Consider the following 22,308-nt stretch of genomic DNA (forward strand, 5'->3'; position numbering starts at 1 on the left):
TAGAGGCTCGAGACATAAGCCATGCCATCCAAAAAGGCAAAAAGCGCCTTTATGGCTGCCCTGTCTTATGCTTTTCGCCTCTGAACGAGCCGCCTCCGCTTTTCTATTTGTCCAGCTGCATGGCTTAGAGGCACATGTCATAAGCCAAACCGACCAAGAGGGCAAAGAGCGCCTTCATGGCCGATTCGTCTTATGCCACCCGCCTCTACCAAAGCCATTCCGCTTTTCTATTGTCCAGCTCCGGCGGCTAGAGGCTCGAGACATAAGTCATGCCATCCAAAAAGGCAAAAAACGCCTTTATGGCTGCCCTGTCTTATGCTTGTCGCCTCTGAACGAGCCGCCTCCGCTTTTCTATTGTCCAGCTGCAGGGCTTAGAGGCACATGTCATAAGTCAAATCGACCAAGAAGGCAAAGAGCGCCTTCCAGGCCGATTCGTCTTATGCCACCCGCCTCTACCAAAGCCCTTCCGCTTTTCTATTCATACACATGAAACAACATAAGCTCATGCAGTTGTTTTTTTAGGTCTTCTTCCTTATCTGCAGGCGGGAGATGGCTTGTCCATTCAATGCTTCCGTTTTTGTGATAATTTCCTTCGTATTTCAACCCGCTGTAATAGAACGAGAATGTCCATCCCGGCAGCTGTTTGTTTTCATACATACTTTTGTATTGAAAGTGCTGTATCAAATTAATCACCTCATCTAACATTGTAAACGTTTCATCAGAAGCTGTGTAGGAATTCCTTTTATCCAATCATAATTTTCTTTTTTGAGTAATAGAATTTAGGGAAGAGACCATAGGAGGGACGAAGCATGAATTCGTTTATTCGTGATTTGGAAAAGGCGATCAGTGATGAATGGACAGCCTATTATTTTTATAAAGATTTAAAGAACAGGACGAATAATCCGTTATATGTAGAATTCATCGATCATGCCAAAAAGGATGAGAAGGAACATTATGAGATGTTTCAGTATCTCCATTATTTATATACTGGTGAGTATTATGAGCATAAAAAAGAAAAGATTGAGTATACCACATTCAAGGAAGGGGTTCTGCGTGCTTTGAAGGACGAATTGGAAGCAGCAGAGTTCTACCGGGATTTGTTATTAGATATGCCTAATCAGCAGGCCTATAATCCCTTGTTCATTGCGATGACAGATGAGATGGAGCATGCTACACGCTTTTCCACGATTTATAATTCACTGCGTTAATAAAAAGGTTGACCTTGGTGCCCTTTGCAAACGGTCAACCTTCTTTGTGTGCAGAAAGTGTAAGAAATGTGCGGACAAGCTGCCGCCGCCGCTTCGTTTCAATGTCTTCTTCGTCGAATGTCATCGGTTTTGAATTGACCTCAAAAAGGACAAATCCTCCTTGTTCCCGCGGTGCAAGGTCGACGGAAAACTCTCCTACGTACCCAAAAGCCCGTTCCAGCTCTTTGCCGCAGGCCTTCACAAGCGTGAGGATTTCTTTTTTTGTCTGAGGTGTTGCGACCTCCTCTATTGAAATGATCTTCCCGCCGGCCGGTACATGGGTGGTCACTTCCTGACGTTGAGAAATCCTTACTCCAATCCCCATCAGTTTGAAATCCTCCCCTGTGTGCAGGACAAGGATCCGGTAATCATACCGGTGATCACGAAGTGTCTTGCAGGGAATCGCTTTCTGCATGATGAGGTTTTGCTCTGGGTGGAACCACCCATGGTATGAATAAAGAAAACGTGACAGGGAGGTGTACTTTTCGATTTTTTTTATACTTTTACTTATGATGATGCCGTTTTCATCTATTTCAATAAGCCTGATTCCTCTGCCCTGGGAAGCAAAAGTAGGTTTGACATAGATTTTTTTATGCTGTTCTAAAAAACTCGTGAAGTTTTCTTCATTTTCCACGAGTGACGTAGGAGGTAAGTAATCCTTCAGCTCAGCACACTGAGAGAGAATCTGGTGAACTTCCCATTTGTTAAAGAAGTGAGGGTTGAAATAGGGAATATTGAATGTCTTAATGAATTGTTTGAATTTATTATAGTCCCAATGCTGCTCCGCTTCCCTTGATGGAATTCTGTTGTAAATGACGTTCGGAATCGGGAAGACACACTTCACCCACTTATTTACGCTGCTGTTAAAGATGATGCCGTTAATGGAATGATCGGAAGCATCATCCGGAGAGAATACAAAACACATGCCTCCATTCTCTTCAAACTCCTGTTGGATCGACCGAAACAGCTCGAAGTTTCCCCTGTACTTACTTTGGTCTTTGCTTGTAACGATGCCGACAAGCGGGACAGACAGAATGTTTTTATTGGACTTGAGCGTAAAGGTATAAGTATCTTCTGTTTCTCTGGAAGAAAGAAGGAAGGAATCCTTCGCGAACGGGCAAGCTGTGAGTGATTCCTCCCTGTGAAAAAATATCTTTTTGGACAAGTCGTATATAATATTCATTGCATCAATTCCTCGGGATGATGAAGAGCCTGTTGAGATAAGAAGACCCCGAATGATAAAGCGAGTTTCCTGGTCAGTTTGTCGAAGTTTCTTAAGTGGGGGTGAGAAAAGATGGCTCTTCCCGGCTTTGAATTTGCTTCGAACATCCATATACTGCCGTCTTCATCGATGCCTAAATCAAACCCTATTTCACCGATGTATCCCTCCATATTGCATTCAATCGCATGGGAAAGCCTTAATGCAGCTTCTTTCAGTGAACGTTCCACCTCTGTGTTTCTGACCGGATCTGGAAACAGTTCTGCGAGACTTTTTACTACGCCGCCATTATTGGCGTGGGACGTGACGCTTCCGACGCCCGCTACCTTACCTGCCATTGCACTAACCTGCCAGCTGCCTTTTTCGTCTTTATTTGTATGGATGCGAAAGTCGATCGGACGGCTATCTTCCGTCAGAAGCGAGATGCCCTGCTGGATAAGAAATGAATCCAGGCTCCGATTTTTAAAAACGGAATTCATCAGACGTTCGAGTGAAGAGAATCTGACAAGTCGATTTTTACCTTCTGTATCACGGAACCGGCAATAGTAGTCCTGTGCCTGCCGATCGAAAGTAAGTTTGTGGATCCCATTACCCAAGCTTCCGTTCTTCGGTTTAATAAAGACGTGCTTGTAAAGGGAAAGCATCCGTTCGATTTCTTCAAATGATTGAAAAGAATGGGTCTCAGGAAGGTATTGAGAGACGGATTCATCTGATTCCAGCCGTTCAAACAGGTCAAGCTTATTAAAGAATCCAGGATTATACCATGGGATTCCGTATTCCCTTTGAAGTCTGTCTTTGATTTCTTTGTACGTCTTCCTTTTTTCACTGCGCCTGTTTGGGAGACGGTCGTATATCACATTTGGAAATGGAACCGTTTCGGTCACCCACCCATCTCCAAAATGAAAATACCCATTGACCAGACCGTTTTCCCAGTCGATGTGCTTCTCGCCGAAGATGAACGGAATCACGCCTAATGAGGACTGTACCGATAATAGTTTCCTGAAAAAGTAGGATCGTTCCCCGATCGGACTGAGTTTGAAGTTTGTAAATCCTGAAGTGAAAACCCCGATTAGTACTCCGAGGTAAAGGCAATCGTCCTTTGTATATAGAGATAGTGCGGTTACTTTCTCGGGAAGATTCATGCTCTTGGCAAGAGCAGAGCTGATGCCGATTACATTCCTGCCATTCGGGTGTCTTTTACAGACGACCCCCTGCCTTTTAGTCCCCAGTACAGCCGTTTTAGGAAAATCGGCTTTTTCCGGTTCCCAGCGTGAGGGGAGATAAAGGATGTATTCTTTTTCTCTGAATTGTTCTATTTTATACGTTTTCAACATTTAAAAATCACCTCGTCTTAAGGATGAAAGAGAAAGCGAGTGCAGGTATTCACAATAATCCAATGGAGACTGATGAAGGGAATCAAGCATTTCGATGCTTAGGGTTTCCACGATTTTATGACCCGGTTTCGAATTGATGTCTAATATCCAGAGTGAGCCGTCTCTTGCAAGCAGGACATCCACCCCTAATTCAAACAATGGTGAAAATTGGTCTTCGAGCAGTTGAGGAAGTTCATTCAAGATTTCATTCAGTTCGGCATTGATGAAATCCCAATTTGCTTCTGGATATCTGTTTTCCCATTCTTCTTGTGAAAAATAGGAACCACCTCTGCTTATATTTGTCAATATCCCGCCTATCGGCCCTTCACGGACCGCTCTCTGAAATTCCCTCCAATCACCGTTTTTATCCTTGTTCAAAAGGATCCTATAGTCAAAGGGCGTGTCAAGCTGCGTTCTGTTAATGACTCTTTGCTGTGCGATGAATGTGAACTGTTCAAGCATTCTCTCTGCCCACTTAAGAAAAGTATCCTTAGAAGAAAAAGATTGTTCAGCGATCTGTTGGTTTTTGGTAGTACGGACGGTCAGTTCATTATTTGATAACAATAAATGGTATACAGCGAACCCATGTGCTCCATCCACTGGTTTTATTATGATATCTTTATGCTTTATCAGTAAGTTAAATAAGTGATAGTGGTCATTTAATAAGAACGTTTCAGGAATATAGGAAGAAAGGGGGGAATCTTTTAATTTTTCGTACAGGTGCCATTTATGAGGAAGTCCATATCCAAGGAACCGGATGTCTGCCTGGTTTTTGAGCCATTGGACGACGGCCTTCGCTTGTCTGGATTGCAGGCTTTTGTCATAGTAGGTGCGGTCATAAATAAATGTGGGGATATCGAACGTTTCTTGTTCCCAGTTACCACTATCTTTATTGAATGCATACCCTGCTACAGTTTCCTCGTGCGGACAGATATCTTGAGGTGAAAAGAGGTATAAATCGATTTTGTAGGAAGTTGAATGTCTGCCGATTTCGTTAAAATATGCATGTGATGGGTCAGGCTTAAGCGTCATGATCCCAAGTGGAAGATTCATGTTCATTCTCCTTCTCTTTCCAAATGTTGTAGCTGTACTCATATAAAGCTTTTACGGAAGGTCTGATGCGTTCGTTGTCAACGAACGTCTTTTTAGATGGTTTGGAATTGATTTCGATAATCCAGGGTTTCCCTTCTGAATCCACCCCGATATCGATGCCGAACTCTGCATAATGTCCTTTAAGGTGTTCTGAAAGGAAAGCAGAGGCTGAAAGGGATAATGCTTTCATATTTGAGAATATCAGCCCACTGTCTGCATGTGGGAAAAGTGATGTAAGGATCGAAAGGGGAGGTTCCATTCGGCCGCCCTGATCGATATTTGCGACGAATTGCTTTTCAGAAGCAATCCGGGCAACTGTTGAAATCACCGTCCAGCTTCCTTTTCGGTTCTTATGACATAAAAAGCGGAAGTCGAGCGGCTGCTCCTTGACCTTCATGAACGGAATCGTCTGCTGCACGATATAACATGAAGAGCGGCACCATGATTGAAGTTGTCTATAAAGAGATGAATAAGTTGGAAACGTGAGAGTACGTTTAGAAGAAAAGGAATTTTGGAAGACGAGATAATCCTTTTCCCTCTTTTGAATGCGAATGATATAGCGCCCTTTGCTTCCGTTGACAGATTTGATAAAGATATCTTTATGGATGGAGAGCATCTCATCAAGGCGGTCGAGTCCTTGGCCCGTTTCAGGTAAGTGGGACTGAAGTTGCGAATGACTCTGTAAGTAAGTATGGACGATGTCCTTTGAAAGAAAAGAAGAATTGAATAGATGTACTGATTGATCTTCGATTCTTCTCAGGGCAGATTCGTAGAGTGTGTGTTTTTCTACTTTACGTGAATGACTCCGGTTGTAAATAACATGGGGGAGGGGGACAGACACCCTCTGCCATTCATCATGATCAAACACAAATCCTTCCGGCTCATTCTTTAGAAAAGAGGTGACCGGAAGCAGATAAAAGAATCCGCCTCTTTCTTGAAACCAGCGTCGACACTCTGTAAAATATTTCTTTAAAGAGTGTGTATTTAACGTATCTTCATCACAATGATCAATCAGTAAAGCTGTTATCGGCCCAATGGAAATGCACTGATGTTCCTGATCGATCGTCATTAAGACATTTTCCATCTGGGGGATAGAGGTGAATAAAGGGTCCCTGCTTTTTAACATAACCTCAGTACTTCCGCCTGCGGATGGGGAGCAGTTTACTCGAAGAGAGGAAGCTCCGGCTTTCAGCATCGGTTGTCCTGAAAAGTTAAATTTTCGATAGATGGATTGAGGTAAAATCAATTCATTTTCATCTCTATGATTCTCAAGGCTGATGAAGGGGCATTTATACATCATAAGACATTCCTCGTTTGCATATGGGGATGAGTTCACTTTAATATTGTGTATTGGGCTAATGTTGATATAGCATTGTATGTAAAGATAGGCAAAATGTTCAAAGCAGAAAAGGAAGGTGCCATTATGCTGGATGCTTTCATCCTCATTATGTTTATGGTAGTGATTGGAGCCCTTATCGGAGGCGTAACCAATTCACTCGCAATCAAAATGTTGTTCAGGCCTTATAAGGCTTACTATATTGGAAGATTCAAAGTGCCATTCACGCCGGGGCTGATCCCGAAACGAAGAGGGGAATTGGCTGAACAGCTCGGTAATATGGTGGTCGATCATTTAATCACTCCTGAAAGTCTTCAGAAGAAGATCATGAATGAGGAATTTCAAAGAGATGTCATAGAGTGGCTCAAGGAAGAGACTGAACCCGTTTTCCACTCGGAAAAAACGGTAAACGAATGGCTTGAAATGCTGCATATCCCTGTTTCATCCGATGTATTGAATCAGTGGCTTAAGGATTGGGTTGAAGAGAAAGTCTCCCGCTCAAAAATGGAGTACAGTTCAAAACGAATAGAAGAAGCACTGCCTGAAAAGTGGCAAGGAAAAGTCGAAGAGGCCCTCCCTAAACTGGTCGACATGATCGCCGATCGGGCTGAAAGCTATTTTACCAGCCCAGAAGGAAAAGCGAAGGTGAAGGTCATGATCGACGACTTTCTTAAAGAAAGAGGAATGCTTGGCAATATGCTCGGGATGTTCCTCGGCAACACGTCCGTAGCCGATAAGGTACAGCCTGAGATCGTCAAGTTCATCAAGCACGAAGGCACCCAAGAAATACTCCATAACCTCCTGAGAAAGGAATGGGCAAAACTCAAGCTCATGAAAATTGAAGACGTAATTGATAAGCTTCCTGAAGAAGATATCAGGTCCCAGCTGCATGCATCTTTAATCAAGATGGTCAACATAGAAGGCCATTTTTCAAAACCATTGTCACATTGGCTGGCCCCTCATCAGGAAACATTCACAGGCACTTTGCTTCCTAAATGGGTTGATAAAGGGACGGACCTTTTAGCAAAAAAGGTGCCGAACCTTATGGGCAAGCTTCATCTGCAGAGAATCGTTCAGGACCAGGTTGAATCATTCTCGGTTGCAAGACTCGAAGAATTGGTTCTTGGCATTTCACGACGTGAATTCAAGATGATCACCTATCTCGGTGCCCTGCTTGGAGGGGTCATCGGGTTGATCCAAAGTATATTCGTCATGTTATTCTCTTAGGTTAGAAAGAGAATGAATGGCTATTGAAACAGGCGAAAAGGGAACTTCCTAGAATTCTGCCTCATAGTTTGTTATAGTGGTGGAGGAAACAAAGAGTGAAAAATATTAGGAGGTACGTATTTTGGCTATTAATTTATATGATCAAGCAAATGAATTAGAAAGAGCGCTTAGACAAAGCGACGAATTCTTGGAACTGAAAAAAATGTACGACGAAGTAAACAACGATGAATCAGCAAGCAAGATGTTTGAAAACTTCAGAAACATTCAAATGACTCTTCAGCAAAAACAAATGAGCGGCGAAGAAATTACACAAGAAGAAGTGGAACAAGCTCAAAAAACAGCACAACTCGTGCAGCAGCATGATAAAATCGCCAAGCTTATGGAAGCTGAACAGCGTATGAGCATGGTCATCAACGACCTTAACAAAGTCATCATGAAGCCGCTTGAAGAACTGTACGGTTCCATGCAGAAATAATCAGTTACACTGAAAGTACCCGGATCATGTCCGGGTACTTTTTTTTATGAGTAGACGTTTCGGATGTCCGGTGCGTGTACTGATCGATGGTTTTGTTAAGGCAGCGGAGCTTCTTTCATTGACCAGCTGCAATACACCACACTTCAAAACCTTCCTCCTTGTCATATTTGTCTCCATTCATTCATATGAGTATAGAAAGGAAGTAGACAACTTTTAGGGGGGACACCAATGATTTATAGAATGATGGCTCTTAATATCGATGGCTCTGTAGTAAACGAAAATGGAAAAATCGCAAAGGAGACAAAGGAAGCGATTGAGTACGTTCAAAATAAAGGCGTGCAGGTAACTCTTGTCACAAGCAGAAACTTTGCTTCTGCCAGAAAAGTAGCAAAAGCCCTTAAAATAGATGGGCCAATCATCACCCATGGCGGCTCGTATATTGCAGAAGAGCGTGATCGTCCGATTTATGTAAGAAAAGTCTCTGAAAATATCACGTATGAAATCACGCAATTTCTGGAAGGATTCTCAAGCCAGATTCAGTTATCCCATGAAAAACAGAGCATTGTAGGAAAAGCAAGCAATCAATCAAAGATGTCATCCACATTATCGTGGGAAAGGGATTCCCGGTTTTTATACAGCAAGCAGTATGTGAATGTGGTTAGCGAACACCTGCTTGAAAATCCGCTGGCTGTTCCGAAAATCTCTGTGCTGCTGGAACATAGAGAGGATTTATGGGATATCGTTGCCGCATTAAAAGGAATGTATGAGGAAGTGGATGCAATTCCTACATCCGATCATACGCTCGATATTGTTCCTAAAGGGGTTTCGAAACTGAGAGGTCTCATGTATTTATCAGAGAGGCTCGGAATCAAAAAAGAGCAGATTGTCATGGTCGGTGCTGGTGTCGATGATGTTGATGCCCTCAGATGCTGCGGTCTTGGAGTCGCAATGGGTGAAGCACCTCCGGAGGTTAAGGCCCATGCTGACTGGATAACAAGAAGCCAGGACCTGAAAGGTCTTCCCTACTTCATCATGGAGCTCTTCAGGAAGCAGCACCCGATTCCATTTCTGAAAAAAATGAATGTGATTAGATCTTAACGTGTATCCCCGCACCTTCTCATTAGAGAGGGTGCTTTTTTATGGTAGGGAAGTTTTTTACAGTATCAACACAGCCCCATCGCTCATTGACCATTTTCCAGCCTTTCTGTACACTAATAAAAGTTAGTTTTATTGAAAGGTGATTACAATCGTGAATGTTTTAATAACGGGAGTGGACGACGAACGTTTCGAACGGCCGCTTCGATTGATAGCGAATTTATTTTTTGAAGAGACGACGATTTATTTTTCAGACTGTGAAGAGTTTGAAATAAAGGTTCATATAGAAATCAATACAGATGACCGAATAGATGCAAAGGCGGTTTTAACTGATCTTGAAAGCGAGAAGGAGTTCCACTCAGCGTATTCAAGGGACTGGCAGCCCTTTGAAACGGATAAAGAGCGATTCCGGCAGGTGAAGACCGCGCTGTCCCATGTGTATCTCAATGTGCTGCAGGATTTAACAGGCATCAGACAAAAATGGGGGATCCTTACTGGGATCCGTCCGACTAAGCTGATTCATAAACAGAACCAGCTGGGCACACCGAAAGAAGAAGTTCATGCAAAGCTGAAGGAAGAATATCTGATTACTGAAGAGAAGATCCAGCTTATGCAGAATATCGTCGACCGCCAGCTATCCGTCGTACCAGATTTGTATGAGGTGCAGGATGAGGTCAGCATATATATTGGTATCCCTTTCTGTCCTACGAAATGTGCCTATTGTACATTTCCTGCTTATGCGATCCTCGGAAAACAAGGCCGTGTTGATTCCTTCCTGGCAGGTCTCCATTATGAAATACAAGAGATGGGCCGCTGGCTGAAGGAAAATGGGATCAAAATCACGACCATTTATTATGGTGGAGGCACACCGACTTCGATTACCGCGGAGGAAATGGATGCCCTTTACGAGGAGATGTACCGATCCTTCCCGGATGTGGATAAAGTAAGGGAAGTGACAGTGGAAGCAGGCCGTCCCGATACGATCTCTGTGGAAAAGCTCGAGGTGTTGAATAAATGGAATATCGACCGGATATCAATCAACCCGCAATCATATACACAAGAAACCCTGAAGGCGATCGGGCGTCATCATACAGTTGAAGAAACCATCGATAAATTTCATCTTGCCCGTAATATGGGGATGAATAATATCAATATGGACCTCATTATCGGACTGCCAAATGAAGAACTTCCGGAGCTTCGGCATTCGTTGGATGAAACCGAGAAACTAATGCCAGAATCACTGACGGTCCATACTTTATCTTTTAAGCGTGCATCCGAAATGACCAGGAATAAAGAAAAGTATAAGGTGGCCGACAGACTTGAAATCGAACGGATGATGAATCTGGCGGAGGAATGGACTAGCGAACACGGCTATGAGCCATACTACCTCTATCGCCAGAAAAATATTCTGGGCAACCTTGAAAATGTCGGATATGCACTTCCGGGGCAGGACAGCATCTACAACATCATGATCATGGAAGAAGTCCAGACAATCATCGGCATCGGATGCGGGGCAGCAAGTAAATTCATCGATCCGAAGACAGGAAAAATCACTCATTTTGCAAATCCAAAAGAACCAAACGCATATAATCTTGGATTCAAAGAGTATACGGAGAAGAAAATCAAGATTCTTAATGAATTATTCTCATAATAAAAAGCAGTTCGTGAGCAAGTCTCATGAACTGCTTTTTTTATATTCCTTAACTGGATTAACGTACAAAGCGAAGATTTGCACGGTGTATAACAAGGAACGTTGATTAGTGTAAATTTTCTATAAACTTAAAGGAGAAATAAGAGAAAGAGAGAATAGTAACTATAGACAGAAAATGAAAGCGCTTTACTATTTGAGGGGAGAGATGGAATATGATGCAAACACCTCTGCTATTAACACAAATGATTGAAAGAGCTGAAAAGTATTTTCCAAAGAAAGAGATTGTTTCCCGCACAGAATCGGGGATCCAACGTTTCACCTACAAACAGTGGGGAGAACGGACGAGAAGGCTTGCAAGTGCCTTAAACAAATTAGGGGTGAAAGAAGGCGACAAGGTGGGGACCCTTGCCTGGAATCATCACCGCCACCTTGAAGCATATTTCGCAATCCCTTGCAGCGGAGCCGTGCTCCATACGATTAATATACGGTTATCACCACAACATATCAGTTATATCATCAACCATGCCGAGGATAAAGTGCTCCTCATCGATTCGGATATTCTGCCGCTGGTCGATAAGATAAAAGACAGCATTCAAGGTGTCGAAGCCTTTATCGTCATGACAGATGGTTCCTTGCCAGAGACATCATTAGAAAATGTGTATCATTATGAAGAGTTATTGGAGAAAGGCGACCCTTCTTTTTCATTCCGTAAAGATTTGGATGAGAATGCTCCTGCCGGTATGTGTTACACTTCTGCAACAACAGGTAATCCGAAAGGGGTCATTTACTCTCACCGCGGAATCGTGCTGCATGCCATGGCACTGGGGCTTGCAGATACAACGGGAGTCTGTGAAAGGGATGTGGCTCTTCCAGTCGTACCGATGTTCCATGTAAATGCTTGGGGACTGCCGTTTGCTTCTGTATGGTTTGGTACCAAACAGGTACTGCCTGGTCCGTACTTTACTCCGGGAATTCTTGCAAGCTTGATGCAGGATGAAAAGGTGACGATTACGGCCGGTGTTCCAACCATTTGGCTCGGGCTGTTGAATGAGATGGAACAGAATTCGTATGATCTCTCCAGTCTGCGTTCTGTATTGTGCGGAGGTTCTGCTGCGCCAAGGGGAATGATCAAAGCCTTTGAAGAAAAATTCGGCATTCCGTTCATGCATGCATACGGGATGACAGAAACCAGCCCTCTCGCCGTCATAGCCGCTTCAAAGAGTTATCACGATGACTTGTCCAGTGACGAAAAGCTTGATTTGAAAGCGAAGCAAGGGATCCTTGTTCCGGGATTGGAAATGAAGATCATCGGCAAAGACGGGGAAGTCGCTTGGGACGGTAAGGAAATGGGAGAGCTGGTACTGAGAGGTCCTTGGATTGCTTCCGAATATTATCAGGATGAACGGAGTCAGGACGCTTTCCGAGACGGCTGGCTTTATACAGGTGATGTCGTCACGATCGACGAAGAAGGCTACATCAAGATTGTGGACCGGACGAAGGATTTGATTAAGTCTGGAGGTGAGTGGATATCTTCAGTAGATCTTGAAAATGCGCTCATGGCTCATGAAGATATTTTCGAAGCTGCCGTCGTGGCAGTTCCTCATGAACAATGGCAGGAGCGGCCGGTTGCCTGTGTCGTATTAAAAGAATCCTCTCAAGGAAAAGTCACAAAAGAGGATATATTAGAGTTCTTGAAGCCTCAGTTCGCAAAGTGGTGGATTCCGGATGACGTCCTATTCATGAATGAAATCCCGAAAACATCTGTAGGGAAATTCCTAAAGAGAACACTGCGGGATCAAGTTCAGGATAAAATCAAACAGCATTGATTCCAGAGAGGTCAACCTATTTCAAGGCTGACCTCTTTTTGTACACTTATAATAGAAGTGATTTTGGGTATTGGACAGTTCCAGCTGTTGATTGTAGTGGAAGACGAAGACTCCTGCGGGAGAGACGTGTCTAGCTACAGGGCTTAGAGGCACATGTCATAAGCCAAACCGACCAAGAAGGCAAAGAACGCCTTCGTGGCCGATTCGTCTTATGCCACACGCCTCTGAGCAAAGCCCTTCCGCTTTTCTGATGGAAAGCAAAGTCTTCCACGGAAATCAACAGCGGTAATAAAGCTGTTTTCACTTAAATAGTTAAACTATTCAAAAAATGATTCACTATTCATTTTTTATGAGGTATTCTAGAAATAAGGGGAGGGATTACATTGACAGTGTCAAATCATTATGAAACGGTCAAGTTACATAAAGAGGGAAGGGTGGCAAGGCTTCAGCTGAATAGACCGAAGTCTTTAAATGCTTTGGATGCAGGGCTTATGAAGGATTTACTGGCTGCCCTGAAAGAAGTCAAAGCAGATCCGGAGGTTGCGATATTGATCCTGACTGGGGAAGGAAAGGGGTTTTCCTCAGGCGGTGATATTAAATCGATGCTCATGCTGAGCGGTGAAGAACAATTTTCTGGGATAATGGATACGATCAGTGAACTTGTCATGACGTTGTACACGATGCCGAAAGTGGTGGTCACCGGCATTCATGGAGCAGCAGCCGGTCTTGGATTCAGCTTGGCACTTACATCAGACTATATTTTATGCGAGGAAGACAGCAAGCTTGCCATGAACTTTATCGGAATCGGATTGATTCCCGATGGGGGAAGCCATTTTCTTTTACAAGAGAGACTGGGTACCCATAAATCAAAGAGACTGATCTGGAATGGAAAAGTACTTGAAGGCCAGGAAGCATTGATGAAAGGGCTTGTCGATGAGGCTCTCCCTTCAGGGAAATTGGAGGAAGGTATAGAGCGATATATTACACAATGCTTAAAGGCTCCTACCAAAGCGATGCTCAAGACGAAGGAAGTATATGTTTCCTTGAATAAAGAGAGATTGCAGCACGCTTTAGAGCTTGAAAAAGAGGGACAGTGGCTCATGAGGCAGACAGGCGATCATCAAGAGGGGATCCGGGCTTTTGTAGAGAAGAGGAAGCCAGAGTTCAAGGGAAAATAATTTAGGTGCGAAGAGGTTACTAGTAACCGACCATTTTATCTGGGTATAGAAAGGTTTATTACAGGAGCAGTTGGCTGTAATAAACCTTTTTGTATGGATTTTTTAAGAAATTTCATATTAATTTACTATACCTAAGGGGGTTTGTCCAATCGAAAATGGTACTTTTGGCATACTATCAATAGTATCTAAAGCAAAGGGGGATTTACAATGAAGAAGATTATTATAGACCCAGGGCATGGAGGAAGTGATCCTGGTGCAACTTATAAAGGGAATGAAGAGAAGACGTTCAATCTTTTGGTTTCTTTGAGGGTCAAGGAATATTTACAAGATAACTATAATGTACAGATAGAAACGACAAGGAGTGATAATAATACCATTTCTTTGTCTGAACGTTCTAAGTATGCCAATAGCATCAACGCTGATTTTTATTTATCGATCCACCATAACGCAGGAGGGGGAAGCGGGTTTGAAAGTTATACGTTCAATGGCAGCGTTCCTGCTAATACACTCACTTACCAAACTGTGATTCATGAAGAATTTGTTAAGAAGATAAAGGGAAAATATCCGGTCATTGACAGAGGGAAGAAAAGGGAGAACTTTCATGTATTGAGAGAAACCAAAATGCCGTCATTACTGGTGGAAATATTATTCATCGATAATGAGAAGGATCTGTCGCTCATGAAAAATACAGGCTTCATGAGCGACGCTGCACAGTACTTGGCAGAAGGAGTGGCCAAAGCATTGTCGCTTCCTGTGAAACAAGAAGTTTCAGGCGGCCCTCTTTATAAGGTAATTGCCGGATCTTTCACCAATCGGAAGAATGCCGAAGAAAGGGTTGCAGAACTAATACGAAAATCTATTGATGCTTTTATTAATGCGGAATCGATTTCAGGAAAGACTTATTACAGAGTGCAGGCAGGGGCATATACAGAAAAGACAAACGCCGAAAATTTAGTGGCTGACTTAAAAAAGGAAAATATTGAAGCATTCATCCTGATGGATGGAGCAAGCATTGGGACAACACCACCTCCTTCACCGCCCGAAAAAGACATCACCATCCTTGGAGATTCTCTCTTAAAACCCCATCAATTGAATGAGTTTGTTAAATCAATCAACCCGGCTGCTCCTTTACTTGGGGAGTATTATATCAAGTATGGACAAGAATATGGTATTCGCGGGGATATAGCATTTGGACAAGCCATCCATGAAACGGATTATTTTCGGTTTACCGGACAGGTCAAACCAAAACAGAACAATTACGCGGGACTGGGGACTACAGGACCCGGTGTAGACGGAGCATCATTTAAGACACCTGAAGAAGGTGTACTTGCTCATATCCAGCATCTTTATGCCTATGCTTCCAAAGAAAAACTGCCTCCTTCATACCCGCTGGCGGACACGAGATTTTCACTCGTCAACAGGGGCAGCGCGGAGTACTGGACTCAATTGAACGGGAAATGGGCAGTCCCGGGAACAAATTATGGTCAGAGTATATTAAGTGTATACAGCAGAAACTTGGACCATACCCTCGCTGAAATGGAGAAACAAAAGAAGAACATCCAAGACAGAATCATCGTTTTGAAATGAGAAAAGGCCCGTCCCTCACTTAAAACTGAGGGTGGGCCTTTTAATCGGTTTCCGGTTAGGCGTGAAATAATACAAGCTTGCCTAATGGGGAGGTACAGCGGTGCGTATGATCAAGATATCCCTTTTCCTCCAGCAGTGATTCCCCTGTTCTTTTTGCTTCGTTGTCAGACGATGCTTCGAATGTTTCGTCAAGAATCTTCTCTCCGTCTTTTTCAAATACCGTTAACTTATACGTTTTCATCATCAATACCCCTTTGTCCAAAATAATTCATTCTTTATTATTTTTCCATAATTTTTAAAAAATTTAAAGTCTTAATAGATAATAAATTCAAAACAGGAAAATGAAACTTTTTTCTTAGACAATCGTAGAGTAACAAGAGAAGGAAAAGGATGAGAGGAGAAACTTCAAATGAGCTTATCTATTCAACAGGTCACCAAGAAATTCGGCAGCTTCACAGCCGTCGACAGACTGTCTCTTACAATTGAAGGTGGAGAGATGTTCGGATTCCTTGGGGCAAATGGAGCGGGGAAGACCACCACATTCAGGATGGTGCTGGGGTTATTGGACCCTACTGCAGGGGAAATCAACTGGAATGGAAGGGGCATCGATTATGCCTCAAGTGGTGAAATCGGCTATCTCCCTGAAGAACGCGGATTATATCCAAAAATGAAGGTCAAGGATCAGATTGTTTATCTGGCACGTCTGCGCGGAATGGACAAAAAATACATTCTTAAAGAACTTTCCTATTGGCTTGAACGATTCAATATTCCTCAATATTTAGATAAAAAAGTAGAAGAGCTCTCGAAAGGGAATCAGCAGAAGATCCAATTCATTTCTTCGGTGATTCATAAGCCGAAACTGTTGATTCTGGATGAACCATTCAGCGGACTTGACCCTGTAAATGTCGAATTATTAAAAGATGCTGTCAGGGAAATAAAAAAGGAAGGGACAACCATTGTGTTTTCGAGCCACCGGATGGAGCATGTGGAAGAACTGTGTGAAAGTTTATGTATCATGCACCATGGGCGTCCGGTCGTACATGGGGGACTTAAAGATATCAAGCGCTCCTTTGGAAAAAAGAATGTTGTTATTCATGCTGACTTCGATTTGACTTATCTTCAGGATTTCAATGGTGTTACCAAGTTCAGGGAAACAACGGAAGGAGTCATGCTGCAGGTTGAGTCGGAAGAGGCGGCAGAAGGATTATTTCATCACACGGCACAAAAAGGGTTCCTTCGAAAATTCGAATTGGAAGACCCATCATTGAATGATATCTTCATAGAAAAGGTGGGAACTTCCTATGAATAAGTTTTTTATTATGCTTGGACATTCATATTTTTCGAAACTTAAAGCCAAATCCTTTATCATCTCAACTATCATCATTGCCGGTGCATTGGTTTTATTGACGAATTTTGATCAGATCATTTCCACTTTCAAGGGTGATGAGGAAGAGAAAGTCGCGGTGCAGGATGAAACAGGGTATCTCTATTCGATGCTTAAAGCACAGGTGACAGTTTTAAATGATGATATAACACTAACTGCCTCCAATGATTCTCAGGAGGAAATTGAGAAGAAAATAGAAGAGGAAGAAATCAAAGGACTTCTTATATTGACCGAGGGGAAAGACGGTCTGCCGAGTGCTCTTTATAAATCAGCCTCTTTATCTGATACAACTGTGACGTCAGATTTGCAGCTGGCCATGCAGAATATAAAATCATCCTTGGCTGCAAATAAGCTTGAACTGACCAGTGAAGAAATGGCATCATTAAGCGGACCGGTGACATTTGAGAAAGAAGCCCTGTCAGAGGGGGCTAAATCCGAAGAAGAATTGAGTCAGGCAAGAGGCGTTGTTTATGTTCTATTGTTCTTTATTTATTTCTCTGTCATCGCTTATGCCAATATGACGGCCATGGAAGTAGCGACCGAGAAAAGTTCCAGAGTGATGGAAATATTGATTTCAAGTGTATCACCCGTAAAGCAAATGTTTGCAAAGATCATCGGGATCGGTCTTGTGGGGTTGACTCAATTAGCCGTTATCCTCGCTGTTGGGTATTTTACATTACTCAGCCGTAAAGATGAACTTGCAGGGGGATTTTTTGAATCATTTGGATTTGAATCTTTGTCGGTAACTGTCATTTTGTATGCAGTCGTATATTTCTTACTGGGATATTTCCTTTATGCCACGCTTGCGGCTCTGCTGGGATCCCTGGTGAGCAGGATAGAAGATGTACAGCAGATGATCATGCCTATGACGTTCCTCATCATGATCGGATTCTTTATCTCGATGTTCGGACTTGGCAATCCTGAATCAAGCTTTGTCACAATCACTTCTTACATTCCTTTTTTCACTCCTATGGTCATGTTCCTGAGAGTGGGGATGCTGAATCTGCCGGTATATGAACCGATTATCGGAATCGTGGTACTGCTTGGCACCATCATTCTTCTAGGAGTGTTTGGAGCCCGGGTTTACCGTGGAGGTGTCTTGCTTTACGGGAAGTCAAACTCCTACAAGGATATCAAGAAAGCAATGGATCTTACGAATAATAAATAATAGTTGGCTGTCTCCGTTAATGGAGGCAGCTTTTTATATGGAATTTCTGATACTTTTCATGATAGCAGCTGAAAAAATAGGCTAGTTTAGGATATAATGAGAATACAGAACGTACATTCGTAATGGAGAGGGGATTTCATGGATAAGATACGATTTATTCATTGTGCCGATTTGCACTTGGACAGCCCGTTTGTCGGGTTGAAGCATCTTCCTGCAGAATTATTTGAACGGATTCAGAACAGCACATTTGCCGCTTTTGAGAAGCTGGTGAAGGAAGCGATACGGAGGCAGGTCGACTTTATGGTCATAAGCGGTGATCTGTTTGATGAAGAAGACAGAAGTATCAGGGCTCAGGCCAAACTGGTGAATCAGTTCAACCTGTTAGGTGAAGAAGGAATACCCGTTTACGTCATTCATGGAAATCATGATCATCTCGGGGGATTTCGGCTGGAGCTCGATATGCCGGAAAATGTCCTTATTTTCGATAAAGAAACAGAAGTGAAGGAGCTAGTGACCAAAAGCGGTGCATTGGTCAAGCTGGCAGGTTTCAGTTATGGAACCCGTCATATCCGTGAACGGAGAATATCAGAATATCCGAAGCAGATTGAGGCTGATTACGTCATCGGTTTGCTGCATGGAAGTGAAGGAAGCGTACATTCTACACATGAAAGTTACGCCCCTTTTTCAATCAATGAATTGAAAGAGAAAAATTATCATTATTGGGCACTGGGGCATATTCATCAGCGTCAGGTCCTGCATCAAGAACCTCCGATTGTCTACCCTGGCAATATTCAGGGCCGACACCGCAAAGAAACGGGGGAAAAAGGCTGTTATCTTGTGGAATTATCCCAACAAGATGCTGTCCTTGAGTTCATCCCGACCCAGGATATCATTTGGGGAAAAGTCGTGGTATCGCTTGAAGGTGTCGAGCGGTTCGGGGAAGTATTTCAGTTGATCGAGAAAGCAGCAGAGGAATTTGAAGTGAATGGTGATTGTCTGCTCCAGGTGGACCTGATAGATTTTAAAGATCTGAACTCTGATATGATCCATGCAATAGATAATGGTGATCTTCTTCAAGCTCTGCAAGCTGATTTGCCGGCAGGGGAGACGATAAAATGGGTTCATTCCATTAAATTGAGCAGGTTTGAACATGTTGATATAGATGTAAAAGATCCTTTTATCACCGATGTCATACATACCCTGAGAAATATGAACGTCTTGGAAGGAAAAGAGGCTTTGGTGGAATTATACGAACACCCTTCACTCTATCGATATATAGATTCTTTAAAAGAAGATGAGCTGTCTCAATTGGTAGAGGAGACGGTAGATTTAATCCTTCATCCATCAAGGAGCCAGTAAGAAAGAGGTGAATAAGATGAGAATCATCCAGCTGCACATTTACGGATATGGAAAAATGATAAACAAGGTTTACAGCCTTGCTGACCTTCAACTAATCTATGGTGAGAATGAGGCAGGCAAATCCACCATCATGTCTTTTGTACATAGTATTTTATTCGGATTTCCGACTAGACAGCAAACCGAGCTTCGCTATGAGCCGAAACATTCCTCAGAATATGGAGGGAGGATTCTATGTGAGACAGAGAAACATGGCAAAGTCACCATCGAACGGGTAAAAGGCAAGGCAGCAGGTGATGTTTCGGTTCAATTCGCCGATGGAAGTACAGGCGGGGAAGAGGCCCTGCTGGAACTGATGGGGAATATGGATAAAACAACATATCAAAACATCTTTTCGTTTAATCTGGACGGCCTGCAAGACATACATAAATTGAAAAAAGATGATTTAAACCGCTTCTTATTCAGCGCTGGTTCCACAGGAACCGACCTTCTTTTGCAAATGGAACAACAGTGGCAAAAGGAAAGGGAACAGTTATTTAAGAGGTCTGGCAGAAAGCCTGTCATAAACACCAAACTAAATGAATTGAAGGGTTTGGAAAAACAGGTGCGCGAAGCAAAGGAAAAAAATAAACAGTATGGCCCGCTGCTGAAAGAAAAGCATGTGAGAGAGTCTGCGATCAGTTCCATGGAAGTGGAAAAAGAATCTCTCATACAAGAAAAAGAAGGTCTCCTCGTAATTGAAGAACATTGGGACAGTCTTACAGAATATGTTTCCACATCGACAAAACTGTCAACATTTGAAGAAATCTCTTATCCTCCAAATGGAGCAGAGAGACTGAACGGTTTGAAAATGGAATGGCGACAGGCGTCCTCCTATTTGGAGTCGCTTGACTTAAAACAAAAAAAGCTGAAAGAAAAGCTTGAAGCTGTTCAGCGATCATCTGAATTTACAGCAGACATCCATCAAGCCGAGTCCTTGATATCACAGCAATCTATCTTTATGAAATGGATGGATGACCTGGATGAAATCAGCCGGGAAACGAAGGCGGTAAAATATAAAGTAAGTGAAGCGATGAGAGAACTTGATTTAAACATAGCAGAAAAAGATATACCATCCATCAATACAAGCTTGTTCATGGGTGAAAGAATCGAACAGGTCCTTCAGGACAAGAGCAAGCTGCAAAATGAAGGAGAAAGCCTTGAAGATCAAATTGAAGCCGAATATGAAGCCAGGAGGAGCATTGAAAGAAAATGTGATGAACTAGAGGAACTCCTTATGAAAGAAGAAGAGTATCATGCGTTGCAAAAAAAAGCCAAAAAGAACTCTTCAAGACAGGCCTCACTCCAGCAGAAAATGTGGATTCAAGACCAGCTTGATGAGGGGGATAAAGAAGTACAGGTAAGGCGTAAATCCTTCTATAATCAAATGGTTTACAGCGGGATAGCAGCGATACTGTTGGCAGGGTTCGGGATATGGGCACTCGTAACTGATTACGCATTGGGGGCTTTCGTGTCGATTTTCATCATTGCCCTTCTTGTCGTCAATGGATGGAAGTCAAGACAACATGTAAATGAGAAAATACACCATCTTCAACATCTGAGAGGAAAAGCCAATGAATTCTCTGAAGAACTCACTTTAAAAGATGATCCCGCGTCCATGGATGCTTCAGAGCAGCTCTTGAGGGAACAGATGGAGTATCGAAGTGAATGGAAACAGCGAATCCTTCAATTGGAGGAGCAAAAGGCAAAGCTGGAAAAGTTGAAAAAACAGCAGGAAGTAATCTCATTCAAACTTAACGGGGAACATCAAAAGCTTGATGAGATAAAAGGAGAGCTGAATCTCCCATCAGAGTTCCCTTGGAAATGGCTTCGAGACGCGTTCGGCAAAATGAAAGAGCTCGTACGGTCATACGAAAGCTATCAGCAGTTAAGGGAAGATGAAATATTTCTCCAAGAAAAGATAGATCTTTTCGCTAACGAGTGTGAAGAGTGGTTTATCCGGCATTCATACGTGTTTACAACCATGGGGGAAGCATTTGTTAAATTAAAAAACATCTTACAAGAAGTGGAGAAAAAGAAGCTCATCTTTGAACAGATACAGTCAGATTTGGACCCACTGCGCATTGAAAGAGAACAATCCGTTCTTCACCTGAAAAAAATAGAGGAAGAAATTCATGCCCTGCTTAAAGAGGCAGGATGCAAGGGCGAAGATGAGTTCCGTCAGCTATCCCTGAAAGCTGAAGAGAAGAAAGAACTACTGGCAAGGCATGAAGGGATGAAAACGAGAATCAATCAAAATACTCTTGCGTTATTCTCGACATTCCAATTTAAAGAAGATGTAACCAAGAGGCTGAAAGGGATTGTACTGAAGATTAGTGAGTTGAATAGAGACATTTCACATAGTCAAAAGAAACTTGCTTCCATTGAACATGAAATCAAGCTATTAGAGGAAGGCGCAAGCTACTCCAAGCTCCTTCAGGAATTTCAGGATAAAAAGGCCGATCTGCAGGAATACATCATGAAGTGGTCCAAATATACTCTTGCACAGGATAGTCTCAAGAAAACGATTCATCACTATCAACAAACGAAAATGCCGAATGTAATGATATTGGCGGAAGAATATTTTTCAATATTGAGCAAGGGGAACTATCATTCCATTTATATGACAGAAAACGAAATGATCGAAGTGGAGAGGAAGGACGGCATGCGTTTTCAGGCAGTCGAGCTCAGTCAGGGGACGAAGGAACAGCTATACATTGCCATAAGATTCGCACTCGTACGTTCTTTTAAAGACTCATACAAGCTCCCTCTCTTAATCGATGATGGGGCGGTGAATTTCGATTCAGGAAGAACGGGAGCTTTTGTAGAGCTTCTAAGAAAAATGGGAAAAAGTCAGCAAATCATATTATTTACCTGTCATCCGCATATCAGAAGTTACTTCCATGAGAAAGAAGCCATCGTTTTAGAAACATCTGTGACTGTATAAACTCCGGAGACCGAAACCGACTTTTCTGCAGTCGGTTTCGGTCTCGATTAAATGACGTACTTCAACTCAAATAGAAGAGGTATGAACGGTAAATCAATGAATCTATTG

General features: G+C 42.8%; 18 protein-coding genes. 12 read left to right on the forward strand and 6 right to left on the reverse strand.

Translation table 11 applies throughout. The features are described from left to right. Positions 1 to 474: 474 nt before the first annotated feature. Positions 475 to 684 (reverse strand): YheE family protein, encoded by a 210-nt coding sequence (locus tag ACUXV2_RS04810; protein ID WP_446245914.1) that lies wholly within the window; start codon positions 682 to 684, stop codon positions 475 to 477. 125 nt (positions 685 to 809) lie between these two features. On the opposite strand from ACUXV2_RS04810, the gene ACUXV2_RS04815 reads away from it, so the two are divergent. Then, positions 810 to 1,208: a ferritin-like domain-containing protein gene (locus tag ACUXV2_RS04815; protein ID WP_446245915.1), complete on the forward strand. Its 399-nt coding sequence runs from the start codon at positions 810 to 812 to the stop codon at positions 1,206 to 1,208. A gap of 34 nt (positions 1,209 to 1,242) precedes the next feature. On the opposite strand, the gene ACUXV2_RS04820 is transcribed toward ACUXV2_RS04815, so the two are convergent. From ACUXV2_RS04820 to ACUXV2_RS04835, 4 genes are read right to left on the reverse strand one after another with little or no spacing between them, the layout of a single operon-like run. After that, positions 1,243 to 2,430, reverse strand: coding sequence for a YheC/YheD family endospore coat-associated protein (locus ACUXV2_RS04820; RefSeq protein ID WP_446245916.1), 1,188 nt, complete (start codon positions 2,428 to 2,430; stop codon positions 1,243 to 1,245). Then, positions 2,427 to 3,800, reverse strand: a complete 1,374-nt coding sequence (locus ACUXV2_RS04825) for a YheC/YheD family endospore coat-associated protein (RefSeq protein ID WP_446245917.1) — start codon at positions 3,798 to 3,800, stop codon at positions 2,427 to 2,429. Before ACUXV2_RS04825 ends, ACUXV2_RS04820 begins: the two co-directional genes overlap by 4 nt. Beyond that, on the reverse strand, positions 3,801 to 4,892 hold the full coding sequence (locus ACUXV2_RS04830; RefSeq protein WP_446245918.1) for a YheC/YheD family endospore coat-associated protein: 1,092 nt from the start codon (positions 4,890 to 4,892) through the stop codon (positions 3,801 to 3,803). Then, positions 4,861 to 6,231: a YheC/YheD family endospore coat-associated protein gene (locus tag ACUXV2_RS04835; protein ID WP_446245919.1), complete on the reverse strand. Its 1,371-nt coding sequence runs from the start codon at positions 6,229 to 6,231 to the stop codon at positions 4,861 to 4,863. Before ACUXV2_RS04835 ends, ACUXV2_RS04830 begins: the two co-directional genes overlap by 32 nt. A 93-nt stretch (positions 6,232 to 6,324) precedes the next feature. On the opposite strand from ACUXV2_RS04835, the gene ACUXV2_RS04840 reads away from it, so the two are divergent. The 7 genes from ACUXV2_RS04840 to ACUXV2_RS04870 all read left to right on the forward strand — a co-directional run bounded on the left by ACUXV2_RS04840 (position 6,325) and on the right by ACUXV2_RS04870 (position 15,306). Further along, complete coding sequence (locus ACUXV2_RS04840) at positions 6,325 to 7,494, forward strand: DUF445 domain-containing protein (RefSeq protein ID WP_446245920.1); 1,170 nt, start codon at positions 6,325 to 6,327, stop codon at positions 7,492 to 7,494. 121 nt (positions 7,495 to 7,615) lie between these two features. Next, a complete protein-coding gene (locus tag ACUXV2_RS04845; protein WP_446245921.1) occupies positions 7,616 to 7,969 on the forward strand; it encodes a YlbF family regulator in 354 nt (117 codons plus the stop codon). Positions 7,970 to 8,197: 228 nt separating this feature from the next. Next, positions 8,198 to 9,067 (forward strand): Cof-type HAD-IIB family hydrolase, encoded by an 870-nt coding sequence (locus ACUXV2_RS04850; RefSeq protein WP_446245922.1) that lies wholly within the window; start codon positions 8,198 to 8,200, stop codon positions 9,065 to 9,067. A 151-nt stretch (positions 9,068 to 9,218) separates the two neighbouring features. Beyond that, positions 9,219 to 10,715 carry a coproporphyrinogen III oxidase gene (locus tag ACUXV2_RS04855; protein WP_446245923.1) on the forward strand — a complete coding sequence of 499 codons (1,497 nt, stop codon included), beginning with the start codon at positions 9,219 to 9,221 and terminating at the stop codon, positions 10,713 to 10,715. Between the two features lie 212 nt (positions 10,716 to 10,927). Further along, a complete protein-coding gene (locus ACUXV2_RS04860) occupies positions 10,928 to 12,541 on the forward strand; it encodes a long-chain fatty acid--CoA ligase (protein ID WP_446245924.1) in 1,614 nt (537 codons plus the stop codon). 383 nt (positions 12,542 to 12,924) lie between these two features. Then, entirely contained in the window at positions 12,925 to 13,719 is a 795-nt protein-coding gene (locus ACUXV2_RS04865; protein WP_446245925.1) for an enoyl-CoA hydratase, read from the forward strand. 207 nt (positions 13,720 to 13,926) lie between these two features. Continuing rightward, complete coding sequence (locus tag ACUXV2_RS04870; RefSeq protein WP_446245926.1) at positions 13,927 to 15,306, forward strand: N-acetylmuramoyl-L-alanine amidase; 1,380 nt, start codon at positions 13,927 to 13,929, stop codon at positions 15,304 to 15,306. 55 nt (positions 15,307 to 15,361) lie between these two features. On the opposite strand, the gene ACUXV2_RS04875 is transcribed toward ACUXV2_RS04870, so the two are convergent. Continuing rightward, positions 15,362 to 15,547: a YhzD family protein gene (locus tag ACUXV2_RS04875; protein WP_446245927.1), complete on the reverse strand. Its 186-nt coding sequence runs from the start codon at positions 15,545 to 15,547 to the stop codon at positions 15,362 to 15,364. A 168-nt stretch (positions 15,548 to 15,715) separates the two neighbouring features. On the opposite strand from ACUXV2_RS04875, the gene ACUXV2_RS04880 reads away from it, so the two are divergent. The 4 genes from ACUXV2_RS04880 (at position 15,716) to ACUXV2_RS04895 (ending at position 22,200) form a co-directional block, all read left to right on the forward strand. Then, complete coding sequence (locus tag ACUXV2_RS04880) at positions 15,716 to 16,615, forward strand: ABC transporter ATP-binding protein (protein WP_446245928.1); 900 nt, start codon at positions 15,716 to 15,718, stop codon at positions 16,613 to 16,615. Then, entirely contained in the window at positions 16,608 to 17,858 is a 1,251-nt protein-coding gene (locus tag ACUXV2_RS04885; RefSeq protein WP_446245929.1) for an ABC transporter permease, read from the forward strand. Before ACUXV2_RS04880 ends, ACUXV2_RS04885 begins: the two co-directional genes overlap by 8 nt. 138 nt (positions 17,859 to 17,996) lie before the next feature. Then, on the forward strand, positions 17,997 to 19,217 hold the full coding sequence (locus ACUXV2_RS04890; RefSeq protein WP_446245930.1) for a metallophosphoesterase family protein: 1,221 nt from the start codon (positions 17,997 to 17,999) through the stop codon (positions 19,215 to 19,217). 16 nt (positions 19,218 to 19,233) lie between these two features. Next, positions 19,234 to 22,200: an AAA family ATPase gene (locus ACUXV2_RS04895; protein ID WP_446245931.1), complete on the forward strand. Its 2,967-nt coding sequence runs from the start codon at positions 19,234 to 19,236 to the stop codon at positions 22,198 to 22,200. Positions 22,201 to 22,308 lie beyond the last annotated feature (108 nt).

It is taken from the genome of Rossellomorea sp. NS-SX7 (assembly GCF_052828565.1).